Raw genomic sequence first — 13,068 nt, 5'->3', positions numbered from 1 at the left:
ATTACACTGATAAAACTGAAAATTAAATTACAAAACACCTAACCTGTTTAACAAAAGATTTAGAACACATACCTTATTTTTGAATAAAAACAAATACCTATAAGATGAATATCAGAGAAGCAAAAGTATTAATCACAGGAGGAAGCTCCGGAATAGGAAAAGAAACTGCTAAATTACTAAAAGAAAAAGGAGCTGCTGTTACTATTAGCGGAAGAAACGAAACTACCCTAAAAGAAATTGCAGAAGCCCTAGATATTTCATATGTCAAAGCAGATATCACTAATGAAGAGGATGTAATAAAAATGGTGGCTACTGCCAATCAAAAAATGGAAGGGCTAAATGTACTGATTAATAATGCTGGTTTTGGCTACATATCAAAACTCACCGAAATAGATGCTGTTAAATTCACAGAACAATTTAAGACTAATATTCTGGGAGCTACTCTAGCTGCTAAAGAGAGTGCTAAACTATTTATAGATCAAAACAGAGGAAACATCATTAATATTGGGTCTACTTCTGCTCTAAAAGGTTCTCCTAATGCTTCTCCTTATGTAGCTACTAAATTTGCTCTGAGAGGAATGACAGAAAGCTGGAGAAATGAACTTCGAGCACATAATATCCGAGTAATGTTAGTCAACCCCAGTGAGGTAATGACCAACTTTGCTAATAATATATTGAACAATGGCGATACTAGAGGACAAAAGGAATATACCCAAGAAGAAAAACGCACTAAATTACGAAGTCTGGAAATTGCACACACCATTGCGAGTTTACTGGAAATGGATGATAGGGGCTTTATCACAGAAGCGACTGTATTTGCGACCAATCCCAAAGTATAAGGTATTTGTGTTCATCCCATGATCTTCACCAGCAGTTCTTTTAGAATATCTCCGGGCGGTAAACTTGCCGCCCCTACTCCTTTACTTTTTACATCTGCATTTCTTAACAATGCAATAATCTGACTGACTTTTTTCATGGGATAGTTTTTTGCAGCATCTGCATAATCACTCACAAAATAAGGATTAATCTTTAAGGCACTCGCTACATTTCCCTTGGATTTATCGCTAAGACCATGATATTGCAACACCTGAGAAAAAAATGCATATAACAGGGAGATTGTTACAACAAGAGGATTATCCTTTGGATTTTGAGAAAAGTAATTAATAATACGATGAGCCTTTATAACATCTCTCATTCCCACTGCTTTCCGCAATTCGAAATTATTAAAATCCTTACTAATTCCTATATTTTCTTCTATATGAGATGCTGTAATAGCAGATCCTTTGGGAAGGATGAGTTTTAATTTTTCAAGCTCGTTATTAATTTTTCCCAGATCCGTTCCTAAAAACTCTACTAACATCTGGGCGGCCTTGGGTTCTATCTGATATTTAGCTCCAGAAAGTACTCTTCTAATCCAATCAGCTATCTGGTTTTCATATAACTTTTTACTCTCATAAATCACTCCGCTCTTTGCTACCGATTTATAGAGTTTTTTACGCTTGTCTATTTTCTTATACTTATAGCACATCACCAAAACAGTTGTCGGTTGTGGATGATCTGCATACGACACTAATTTTTCTATTGTTCGGGATAATTCCTGTGCTTCTTTGACAATAACGACTTGTCGTTCTGCCATCATAGGAAATCGTTTAGCATTAGATACGATTTCTTCCACTGTTACATCCCTACCATATAAAACTACCTGATTAAACCCTTTCTCCTCCTCCGCTAAAACATTCTTTTCTATATATTCACTAATCTTATCTATATAATATGGTTCTTCCCCCATCAAAAAATAAATGGGTTTAATATTTCCATTTTTTATATCACTTACAATCTTCTTTACTTCCTCCATTCAGAAAAAATCATCACTTTTGTGGTATGGTCAAACTTAATTTCCCTAATTATAACTTTCGATTCAAAAATAGCGAAAATAAAGTTTCTATTTTTGATCGGATTCGCAAAAAATTTATCATATTGACCCCCGAAGAATGGGTCCGTCAGCATGTTGTACATTTCTTAATCGAACACAAAAAATATCCCGAAAGTTTAATCAATGTAGAGAAAATGATTAAAGTCAACGGATTGACCAAACGATATGATGTAATTGTATACAAACCAAATGGGGAAATTAACGTTATTGTAGAATGCAAATCTGATAAAGTAAAAATCACTCAGGAAGTTTTTGATCAAATTGCCCGGTACAATCTGGTGTTAAATGCTGATTATCTTATGATCAGTAATGGCTTAAATCATTACTATTGCCAGATGGATTACCAAGAGCAATGTTATAGTTTTTTAAGAGATCTTCCTGATTATAAATAAGAGGCAGAAAGTTACTTTTTGTTTATTTTTTTTAACATATGAATGTAGCCGTAGTAATATTAAACTGGAATGGCAGGCAAATTCTGGAAGAATTTCTTCCTTCTGTAATACAACATTCCAAAGAAGCAACCATCTATCTGGCAGATAATGCCTCTACTGATGACTCTATTGCATTTGTCAGTGCACAATACCCAGAAGTTAGTATCATTAAAAATAAAACCAATGGAGGGTATGCCAAAGGATATAATGAAGCCTTGGCCAAGATTGATGCTGATATTTATTGTTTATTGAACAGTGATATCGAAGTAACAAAAAATTGGCTTCCTCCGATTATCAATGCATTTGAAACATCTGAAACAATTGCTGCAGTACAACCCAAAATACTGGATTATAAAAAGAAAACTCATTTTGAATATGCCGGTGCTGCCGGAGGTTTTATCGATCGTTTAGGATATCCTTATTGCAGAGGTCGTATATTCGACACTCTGGAAGAAGACAAAGGACAATACGATGATATATCTCCTATATTCTGGGCTAGTGGTGCTTGTCTCTTTATCCGAAAAGATATCTTTGAAAAAGTAGGGAAATTGGATGAAGATTATTTTGCGCATCAAGAAGAAATTGATCTCTGTTGGAGAATTCACAATTACGGATACCAGGTACTTTATGTCGGTACCTCTACCGTGTACCACCTGGGAGGGGCAACGCTAAACAATATGAACCCAAAAAAAACCTATCTTAATTATAGAAATAGCTTATACTCTCTATTAAAAAATGTTAAAGGAAGAAACGTCTGGCTAATCATTCTTTTGCGTTTGTTTCTTGATGGAATTGCAGCTATTAAATTTTTAATCGACAAAAAACCATCTCATATCCCAGCCATTTTAAAAGCGCATTTTGGCTTTTATACCGCTATAAAAAGCTTACTAAAAAAAAGAAAAAAACTCCCCAAAAAGGAAAAATATTATTCTATTTACTCCGTTGTATGGATATACTATATACTAAACCAAAAAAAACTAAATTAGTTCTGGGATAAAAAAACTAAATTATTGTTAATAGCCGTACGTCCTGTCACATTTTTAATAATTTTGAGTCTTATAAACTAGAACTAAAGACTAAAACAAATTTTCTAATGAAAAAAGCGATGATTATTGGGGCCTCTATGGCGGTATTTTTATCTTCCTGTGTATCTCAGAAAAAATTTGCCGAGCTAGAAGCCAAACAGAAAGAAACCCAAGACTTACTAAACACAGCTACCGTAAAGCTAAATAGCTGTCTTGAAGAGAAAGCTAGTTCTAAATCTGAGTTAAAAGTACTTCAGGATCAAGTAAAAAACCTAAAAAATACAAATGCTGCCCTACTTAACAATGTTGGTAACCTTGCTACCCTATCAACAAAAGAGGCAGAAAACTTAGAGCGCTCACTGGAAAGCATCAAAGAAAAAGATCTACAGATCAAAACTATGAATGATGCATTAAACAAAAAAGACTCTGTGACATTAGCCTTAGTTACCAGTCTAAAAGGAGCCCTAGGAAACCTTGCAGATGAAGATATCGAAGTAAATGTAGAAAAAGGAGTTGTTTACGTTTCTATCTCTGATAAACTTTTATTCAAAAGTGGTAGTTATAATGTATCTAGTAAAGCAAAGTCTGTGCTAGGTAAAGTAGCAAAAGTAGTAAACGACAAACCAGATATCGAATTCCTGGTAGAAGGACATACTGATAATGTGCCAATTAAAAATAAAGTTTTATTAGATAACTGGGATTTAAGTGTCAAAAGAGCAACGGCAGTAGTACGGGTATTACAAAATACATTTGGAGTAGATCCTAAACGTATGACAGCAGCCGGACGTAGCCACTACATCCCTGTAGCCGATAACAGTTCTGCCGAAAACAGAGCAAAAAACAGACGTACAAGAATCGTTGTACTTCCTAAACTAGATCAATTCTACAATATGATAGAAGATGGAATGAAAAAAGCTTCCAATAACGGACAGTAATTACTGATTTCCAGAAAGAATTAAAAAAAGGGTTGCCAGTTGGCAACCCTTTTTTTAATTTTAAGAATATCAACCACTTAAAACCTATTTAATGAAAACACTGCAATTAACTAACACTTCCCTTGATTTTTCAAAAAAAATAAGAATACTTTTGCATTGCTAAAATCTAATCATAACTTAAACCAATTAAACTATGAAAAAAACCTTATTTCTAGGGCTATGTCTATGCGCATCTGTCTCTATTAAGGCACAATCATTTATCGGTTTTTTAACTGATAATTATAGCGGTGTAAATAGTGTTATCAGTAACCCTGCTAATATTGTTGACTCGCGATTCAAGACAGATATCCATTTAGCCGGAGCAAGTGCTCTAGGAGGAAATGATTATTACAGTACTGATCTTGATAAACTCCTGGACAGCGACTTTGATTTTGATAGAGATGGAACCAAATCCCCGAAAGAAAAGAATTATGGATTCGGGAATGTAGATGTATTTGGACCAGCTTTTATGTTCAATCTAAATGAAAAAAGTTCTATTGCCGTTTTTACCCGAGCCAGAGCCTTTGTCAATGTCAATGAAATAAATGGAGATACTTTTGATAATTTTGAAAATGACTTAGATACCAGTAATGACTTCTTTATAAACGAAGGAGATATTTTTGCAACCACTCATGCCTGGGCTGAAATTGGTGTCTCATATGCACGCGTTATTCTTAATAACGACACAAATTTCCTGAAAGGAGGAATCACACTAAAATATTTACAGGGATTAGGAAATTCTTATGCCTACGGTAGAAATGTACTAATTGATTACGATGCAGACGGTACTTTATTACCCGGAGGAAACAGAACAGGTAGCATCGATACTCAAGGAGAAGTCGCTTATGGATATAGCAATAATGTAAAAGAAGATTTTGAAGATTTAAAACTGCAAAACGGTGCCACAGGAATCGGTGTTGATTTTGGAGTTGTATATGAATGGAGACCAGAAATTGACTCTTATAAAATCAAGGATAGTAAAGGAAAAACTTACTTACCAAAAGATGTTAACAAATACAAACTAAAGTTTGGTTTATCAATTACCGATCTCGGGGCAATCTCATATGATGAATCTACCGAAGAAGTGTACGATATAACAAACGCTATAGGAGAAGATGACTTTAATAACTTCGACGATTTTGATGATAAGTTAGAAAACCTATATACCTTAGTACGATCAGGAGGTACTTCAAAAGCAGTACTTCCTTCTGCATTACACCTTACCGCTGACTGGAACATAAACAATTACTTCTATGTAAACCTGAACACAGATTTATCACTGGTATCAAAAACAAAAGAAAACGCTAATCAAGTTGCAAACATGCTATCTCTAACACCTCGATTCGAGAGAAAATGGTTTAGCTTTTACTCCCCTATTAGCCTACAACAATACTCAGGATTCCAATGGGGAGCAGGGTTCAGAGCAGGTCCTCTCTATGTAGGTTCTGGGTCTGTATTATCAGTTTTACTAAGTAATGATTCCAAAGCTGCTGATGTATATGCAGGATTAAAAATACCTGTATATCAATCTAGGTTAAAGGACAAAGACGGAGATGGTGTATTAGACAAAGTTGATGATTGTCCTGAAGAAGCAGGTCCAGAAGAAAACTTCGGATGCCCATGGCCGGATACGGATGGAGATACAGTACTTGATAAAGATGATCAATGCCCTGAAGAAGCAGGACCTGTAGAAAACAACGGATGCCCATGGCCTGATACAGATGGAGATACGATCTTGGACAAAGATGATCAATGCCCTGAAGAGGCTGGTCCTGTAGAGAACAACGGATGCCCATGGCCAGATACAGATGGTGATAGTATATTGGACAAGGATGATAACTGTCCTAATGAAGCAGGTACCGTAGCAAATAACGGATGTCCGGAAGTAAAGGTAACTCAAGAAGTTCAGAAAACACTTAATGAATATGCCAAGACTATTTTATTCGACTCAGGAAAAGCCACTATCAAGAAAAGCTCATTCGAAGTATTAGATGATATTGTAAAAATATTAAATGAATATCCTAAAGCAGCTTTCAAAATAGAAGGACACACAGATAGTTCAGGAAGCAACGCTTTCAACCTAAAATTATCAGATGCCAGGGCCAATGCAGTAAAAACACATTTAATCAGTAAAGGTATTAACGCTGTGAGACTGTCTTCTATAGGTCATGGAGAAGAAAAACCTATTGCGACCAATAAAACTAAAACCGGAAGGGAACAAAACAGACGAGTAGAAATAAACCTCATAAAAGAATAATCCCTTCTCTATAAAAAAAATCCCTGATGTATTCAGGGATTTTTTTTATTATAAATTTTCCCGGAGTATAGAAACCCGAGTATTAGACACTTATTAAAAGATGTCAATCTCTCCTTTTCCTTCTCTTACTATCACAGGGTCTTCATCAGTTAAATCAATAATTGTAGAAGGAATATTCCCTCCGTAGCCTCCATCAATAACAATATCTACTAAGTGATCCCACTTCTCCAGAATTAATTCTGGGTCTGTTGTATATTCAATTACCTCATCTTCATCATGAATCGAACTAGAGACAATAGGATTCCCTAACGCTTCTACAATTGCATTACTGATAGAATTCTCTGGAATTCGAATTCCAACTGTTTTCTTTTTCTTGAAGACAGTTGGCAAGTTATTACTCCCAGGCAATATATAGGTATACGGTCCCGGCAATGTTCTTTTTAGCAACTTAAAAGTACGATTATCAATCTGTCGTACATAATCTGATAAATTACTAAGATCTTTACAAACAAAGGAGAAATTAGCTTTTGCTAATTTTACATTTTTGATTTTTGCAATGCGTTCCAATGCTTTGACATTTGTAATATCACACCCTAAGCCATACACTGTATCCGTCGGATAAATAATAACACCGCCTTTTTTCAGACATGCTACAATTTTTTCAATCTCTCTCGGATTAGGATTATCATTATATAATTTTATAAATGCTGCCATACATTGGTTTATTATTCTTTATTAACAAATAAAAAATAGCGGTTATTAGTGAATATACATATAATTAACAAAAAAGCTCTATTACTCAATAACTTTCAACTTAGCAAAGCGAAGTAACAGTTTTTTTAACCCTCCGTTATCAAAATTAATTTCTGCTTTCCTGTCTTGACCCATTCCCTCTACTCTAACAATTTTCCCTAGCCCAAATCGCATATGTTCTACTCTCATTCCTGCCGCTAGATTATCAGACGGGGTACTTGTAATTCTTGTCGAACCTGAAGGAGCATTAGACACAGGTCGTAACTTACGTAATTTCCTTAACTGTTCTTCTGTCGGTTTATGTGCCAATGGAGGAGTTCCTGAGATAGGCTTTTTTAATCGTAACTTACTCTTATCTACTTCTCCAAAAATATCCTTATCCACCAGAGGCTTATACCTTCGAGTTTCTATTGGTGTTATATACTCCAGGTATTGGTCATCAATTTCTTCTATAAAACGGCTAGGCTCAGCATCTACCAGCTTCCCCCAACGATACCTTGATTGTGCATAGGTAAGATATGCTTGTGTCTCTGCTCTGGTCAGTGCTACATAAAAAAGACGTCTTTCTTCTTCCAGTTCACTTCGGGTATTCATACTCATTCCCGATGGAAACAAGTCTTCCTCCATCCCCACGATATAAACATATGGGAATTCCAATCCCTTGGCTAGGTGAATAGTCATTAACGCAACACGATCATCATCCCCTTTATCCATATCCATATCGGTTGCCAAGGCTACATCTTCCAAAAATTCTGATAAACCTCCAGTACTATCTACTACTTCTTTTTGCCCTTCTACAAAATCCCGAATACCATTGAGTAACTCTTCTATATTTTCCATTCGAGCCACTCCTTCCGGGGTACTGTCTTTTTTAAGTTCTTGTACCAAACCTGTTTGTTTTGCTACCATTTCAGTAAGAGCAAAAGCATCCATTGTTTGATTACTAACCTGAAAACTTTTAATCATATTCATGAAGTTCTCTAGTCGGGTCTTCGTACCACTATTAATCTTAAGATTAATTCTATCCAGATGTTCAATAACTTCAAAGATAGATCGTCCGTAGTGATTCGCCGCTACAATCAACTTATCTACAGTCGCATGACCGATCCCCCTTGCCGGATAGTTAATAACCCGCTTTAATGCTTCTTCATCTTTTGGGTTTACAATCAATCGAAGGTACCCCAGCAAGTCTTTTACCTCTTTTCGCTGATAAAATGACAGTCCTCCATAAATTCTATACGGAATTCCGCGTTTTCTCAGCGCATCTTCCATGGCTCTGGATTGCGCATTGGTTCGATATAGAATGGCAAATTTTCCATTATCTAACTGATGTTCCATTTGGTTTTCAAAAATAGAACTCGCTACATATCTTCCTTCATCAGCATCAGTAATCAGCCGGTTTACTTTAATCTTTGGACCATATTCATTAGCTGTCCAAACAACCTTATCCAGTTTCGTTTTATTCTTATCTATAATTGAGTTCGCCGCTTCTACAATATTACGAGTAGAACGATAGTTCTGTTCCAAACGGTACATCTGTACATTATCATAATCCTTCTGAAAATTCAGAATATTATTAATGTTCGCCCCTCGAAATGCATAAATACTCTGCGCATCATCCCCTACCACACATATATTCTGAAACTTATCAGACAGTGCTCTTACAATAAGGTACTGAGAATGATTCGTATCCTGGTACTCATCTACTAATATATATCTAAAACGATCCTGATACTTAGCTAACACCTCGGGGAATCTATTTAACAGCTCATTGGTTTTTAACAACAAATCATCAAAATCCATAGCACCTGCTTTGAAGCAACGATCCATATAGGCTTCATAAATTTCTCCCATCCTCGGGCGTTTAGCCATAGCATCTGCCTCCATTAACTCTGCATTCTGATAATATGCTTTTACGGTAATAAGACTATTCTTATAGGACGAAATACGAGATTGAATCTGTTTATATTTATAAATATCTTTATCCAGTCCCATTTCTTTTATAATAGAAGAAATCAATCGCTGAGAATCCTGAGTATCATAAATGGTAAAATTAGAAGGGTACCCTAGTTTATCTGCTTCATACCTCAGTAATTTTGCAAAAATAGAGTGAAAAGTTCCCATCCATAGGTTTTTAGCTTCACTTGCTCCTACAATCTTAGCAATACGGGCTTTCATCTCTCTGGCCGCTTTATTAGTAAAAGTCAATGCCAATATATTAAACGAATCCACTCCCTTATACATCAGATAGGCAATCCTATATGTCAATACCCTGGTTTTTCCGGAACCTGCCCCTGCAATAACAATCATCGCTCCATCAACCTGAAGCGTTGGTGCTCGCTGCGCATCATTTAATTCTGCAATATAATCTTCCAAATCTTTACTCCTTTAATAAGATGTGAAATTTAAGTAATGTATCGATCTTTTAGAACCAATATGCATATAAATTATGAACAAAATATAAAACGATTATTTATAAGAGATAAAAAGCGTCTTTCACCTCTCATTTTTCCTACCTTTTAATATAAAATTTAAAAAAACATCGACAAAAAGCATAAAATATAGATAAAAAACACTATTTTTACATAAATTAACAAACAAACCAAAAAGTAAAAATTGCTGAAACCCCAAAATTCTTAATGCATATGACCCCAAACATGAACATTCAAACCATTGAAAAAGAACAAATTAAATTTTTAAAATTTCCAAAAAAAGAAGTACTCAATAAAAGAAAAGATCAAATCGATCGAATTTTAGAATTACAACGTGCAATGGTTCTTGGAAATATAGAACATCAAAAAGTAAAAATTGTTTTCGTAGACGACAATGGGATAAAAAGAGTGGAAACTACTATATGGGGAATTACTGATAAAGAAGTAATCCTAAAAGGATCCACGATTATTCCATTAAAAAGAATTATTAGAATATCATAATCATGAAAAACTGGTATATAAAAAAACTCTCAATAATTCCTACCATATACATACGTTCTACCTACAACATTGAGAGTTTTTTATATTCAGCTACCAAGAGCATGTTTACGAAAAACGCAATTATTTAAAAAAAATAAACGAAAAAATATTTATATGTTAACAAAGCCCCTCTTAAAGCTAAAAATATTTAATTACCTTGCGTCGGTCCCCCTTTAAAAAACAAAGTAAACAAACTCGTTAATTAAAAAAATGAATCATACGAACCTAACCCCCTTTATCTTACTAAACCTACTGTTTATTACTTTTATTTCTTTTGGTCAAGTTCCCGCTGATTATCTGATTTCATCAGATATAAACAACTTTATCCAGGAAATTGAATCAACGAAATCAAAAAACCTTGACATTACAATAGAAAAGGGCATATCAATGTCTTTTGCTATAAAAAATAAAATAACTTCAGGACATACTTCCTCTTATCTGGGAAACATTGTTAATGAACCCAATTCTTCTTTTGTTTTCCTTGTACACGAAAACGTTGTAGAAGGACATGTTCTTTTAAAAGATAAAGAAAGTGCCTATAAAATTTTTGCCAATACAGATGGCAAAATCTATAGTAAGAAAGTTGATATTCACAGTATTCTCTGTGTTAATTATGAAAAACTAAAAAAACCGGAAAAATCCACCGGAAAAAACAATCAGGTAATTCCGGAACTAGAAAGTTTGCCTGGTGCCGCCGGAGTTGTATACCTGGATTTTGACGGGGAAATTGTAGAAAACACCTGGTGGTTGAATGGAGCTAGAATTGATGCACAACCGACAAACTTCTCTACCAGACAGATCGAAGAGATATGGCATATCATGGCAGTTGATTTTCGTCCTTTTAATATTAATGTTACAACGAGAAGAGCTGTATTTGATGCTGCTCCAAGGACACAGCGAATGAAGTGTATCTTTACACCGACTACAGATGCTGAGCCGGACTCTGGAGGTGTTGCTTATTTAAACTCTTTTTCCGAAGGGCAAACCGACAATCCATGTTGGGTATTTAATATTGGAAATGCCAGAGTAGCTGGAGAAACAGGTTCTCATGAAGTAGGTCATGCACTAGGATTATCTCATGATGGTCAACAAAACCCTAATCAGGAGAAAACAGAATATTATAGTGGTCATGGCAATTGGGGACCAATTATGGGATGGAGTGCCAGTAACTCCATTGGTCAGTGGAGCCGTGGAGAATACACCAATGCTACTCAGCGAGAAGACGATATCGCCATCATTGCGAACAATAGAAACAATGTAGGTCACAGAGATGATGACCATGCTGATACCAGTGAACAGGCTACTCCTATTCTAGTCAGTGATCAGGGAGTTGTAAGTGCAGATAACAATAAAGGCATTATCACTACCCGTGCAGATAAAGATGTTTTCTCTTTTGTTACAGAAACAGGAGATGTTTCTCTATCCATAGAAACAGAAGCTACTCATGCCAACTTAGACATTCAAGTTCGGTTATTAAACGGAATTGGAGAAGAAATTACCCTTTCTAACCCAGAAGGGCAACATGCAGCTATCAATCAAACCTTAGAAAAAGGGCAATACTTTCTGGAAATAGATGGTGTTGGAGATGGGACCCCTTCTAATGGATATACTGATTATTCTTCTCTTGGTAATTATTACATTTCCGGCACCTATACTCCTGGAGATAACAACCTGCCGCCATTGGCTAATTTTTCTGTACAGGTAAGTTGTGATGAAGTACAATTTACAGATGAAACATTTAATCAGGCTACTGAATACTTATGGGATTTTGGAGATGGAACTACAGCTACCGAACAAAACCCTACACATACGTATACCGCTAATGGGAACTATACAATTACCTTGACTTCTACCAATCCATATGGTAAAAATGTAAATATTAAAAAAGACATTGTATCAATAAATCTTCCGGATTCCCCTACAGTAAGTGATCAAAACATCTGTACAGGAGAGACAGTTATGCTTTCTATTTCCGGAAACAGTAATTACAGCTGGTTCGAAACATCTACAGGTGGAGAGGCAATCGCAACCGGAAATGAATTTACCACACCACAATTATCTGAAACTAAAACTTATTATATAGAAGGTGCACTCAATAACTGTATTTCCAAGACACGAACACCTGTACAAGTGGTGGTAAATGACACCCCAGAAAAGCCAATAATACAGATAACAGATACCAAAACACTATCATTATCCACATCTCATACTAATTACAAATGGTATATTAATGATGTCCTTATAGAAGAAGCCACATCCCCTACACTACTTCCTGAAAAAGAAGGTTCTTATACTGTAGAGGTGTTTAACGAATTAGGGTGTAGTTCTTTTACTGATCCTTTCTTCGTTTCCCTAACACAAGTAAATATTAGCCAATCGACAGAAGTATTAAAATATTATATAGACCCTATAACCAAAGAATTGATTGTAGAAGGGCTCACTCAAAAAGATCGTTCATTAACAATTGTCGACCTGAAAGGAATTATTGTTCAGGAAATGGACCCGGTCAGAGAGATTAATATAGATGTATTATCCAGTGGATTATATATTTTATTAATAAACAATAAAGCCAAAGGTAAATTCGCAAAACTATAAGGTATTTACAGGAACGAATCTCTACTTTCTAAAGAGACTTTTCTCAAATACTTTATTCTTTAGGATCAGATATATTTCCTGTACCATATAAATACCTCTTATAAAAACTCAATCTTTATAAGAATCAA

At 35.2% G+C, this 13,068-nt stretch carries 10 protein-coding genes; 7 read left to right on the top strand and 3 right to left on the bottom strand.

The window, feature by feature from the left end:
• Window positions 1–104: 104 nt before the first annotated feature.
• Window positions 105–839: an SDR family oxidoreductase gene (locus HN014_RS15945; RefSeq protein WP_176029846.1), complete on the top strand. Its 735-nt coding sequence runs from the start codon at window positions 105–107 to the stop codon at window positions 837–839.
• Between the two features lie 11 nt (window positions 840–850).
• On the opposite strand, the gene holA is transcribed toward HN014_RS15945, so the two are convergent.
• The gene (gene holA / locus HN014_RS15940) at window positions 851–1,855 is read right to left on the bottom strand and encodes a DNA polymerase III subunit delta (RefSeq protein WP_176029845.1); all 1,005 of its coding nucleotides are present in this window, start codon (window positions 1,853–1,855) and stop codon (window positions 851–853) included.
• 26 nt (window positions 1,856–1,881) lie between these two features.
• Between holA and HN014_RS15935 the strand changes: the two genes are divergently transcribed.
• From HN014_RS15935 to HN014_RS15920, 4 genes are all read left to right on the top strand, one after another.
• Complete coding sequence (locus tag HN014_RS15935; protein ID WP_176029844.1) at window positions 1,882–2,325, top strand: type I restriction enzyme HsdR N-terminal domain-containing protein; 444 nt, start codon at window positions 1,882–1,884, stop codon at window positions 2,323–2,325.
• A 38-nt stretch (window positions 2,326–2,363) separates the two neighbouring features.
• Window positions 2,364–3,350, top strand: a complete 987-nt coding sequence (locus tag HN014_RS15930) for a glycosyltransferase family 2 protein (protein ID WP_176029843.1) — start codon at window positions 2,364–2,366, stop codon at window positions 3,348–3,350.
• 107 nt (window positions 3,351–3,457) lie between these two features.
• On the top strand, window positions 3,458–4,324 hold the full coding sequence (locus tag HN014_RS15925) for a flagellar motor protein MotB (protein ID WP_176029842.1): 867 nt from the start codon (window positions 3,458–3,460) through the stop codon (window positions 4,322–4,324).
• 193 nt (window positions 4,325–4,517) lie between these two features.
• Window positions 4,518–6,620 (top strand): DUF5723 family protein, encoded by a 2,103-nt coding sequence (locus HN014_RS15920; protein WP_176029841.1) that lies wholly within the window; start codon window positions 4,518–4,520, stop codon window positions 6,618–6,620.
• A 93-nt stretch (window positions 6,621–6,713) separates the two neighbouring features.
• Here HN014_RS15920 and HN014_RS15915 read toward each other — a convergent pair whose 3' ends face one another.
• Window positions 6,714–7,334, bottom strand: a complete 621-nt coding sequence (locus tag HN014_RS15915; RefSeq protein ID WP_176029840.1) for an L-threonylcarbamoyladenylate synthase — start codon at window positions 7,332–7,334, stop codon at window positions 6,714–6,716.
• 81 nt (window positions 7,335–7,415) lie between these two features.
• A complete protein-coding gene (locus tag HN014_RS15910) occupies window positions 7,416–9,749 on the bottom strand; it encodes an ATP-dependent helicase (protein ID WP_176029839.1) in 2,334 nt (777 codons plus the stop codon).
• A gap of 269 nt (window positions 9,750–10,018) precedes the next feature.
• Between HN014_RS15910 and HN014_RS15905 the strand changes: the two genes are divergently transcribed.
• Together HN014_RS15905 and HN014_RS22745 are read left to right on the top strand one after the other, a co-directional pair.
• Entirely contained in the window at window positions 10,019–10,306 is a 288-nt protein-coding gene (locus HN014_RS15905; protein WP_254884021.1) for a hypothetical protein, read from the top strand.
• Window positions 10,307–10,555: 249 nt separating this feature from the next.
• Window positions 10,556–12,940: a PKD domain-containing protein gene (locus tag HN014_RS22745; protein WP_176029838.1), complete on the top strand. Its 2,385-nt coding sequence runs from the start codon at window positions 10,556–10,558 to the stop codon at window positions 12,938–12,940.
• The last annotated feature ends 128 nt before the right edge of the window (window positions 12,941–13,068 follow it).

The sequence above is a fragment of the Aquimarina sp. TRL1 genome, from assembly GCF_013365535.1.
Lineage (GTDB): Bacteria > Bacteroidota > Bacteroidia > Flavobacteriales > Flavobacteriaceae > Aquimarina > Aquimarina hainanensis.
Note: the sequence above shows the minus strand (reverse complement) of the source record. Positions and strands in the feature narration are given on the sequence as shown.

Coding starts and splice junctions, on each gene's coding strand:
- HN014_RS15945 (WP_176029846.1), top strand. CDS start 105: ATGAATATCAGAGAAGCAAAAGTATTAATCACAGGAGGAAGCTCCGGA.
- holA (WP_176029845.1), bottom strand. CDS start 1,855: ATGGAGGAAGTAAAGAAGATTGTAAGTGATATAAAAAATGGAAATATT.
- HN014_RS15935 (WP_176029844.1), top strand. CDS start 1,882: ATGGTCAAACTTAATTTCCCTAATTATAACTTTCGATTCAAAAATAGC.
- HN014_RS15930 (WP_176029843.1), top strand. CDS start 2,364: ATGAATGTAGCCGTAGTAATATTAAACTGGAATGGCAGGCAAATTCTG.
- HN014_RS15925 (WP_176029842.1), top strand. CDS start 3,458: ATGAAAAAAGCGATGATTATTGGGGCCTCTATGGCGGTATTTTTATCT.
- HN014_RS15920 (WP_176029841.1), top strand. CDS start 4,518: ATGAAAAAAACCTTATTTCTAGGGCTATGTCTATGCGCATCTGTCTCT.
- HN014_RS15915 (WP_176029840.1), bottom strand. CDS start 7,334: ATGGCAGCATTTATAAAATTATATAATGATAATCCTAATCCGAGAGAG.
- HN014_RS15905 (WP_254884021.1), top strand. CDS start 10,019: ATGACCCCAAACATGAACATTCAAACCATTGAAAAAGAACAAATTAAA.
- HN014_RS22745 (WP_176029838.1), top strand. CDS start 10,556: ATGAATCATACGAACCTAACCCCCTTTATCTTACTAAACCTACTGTTT.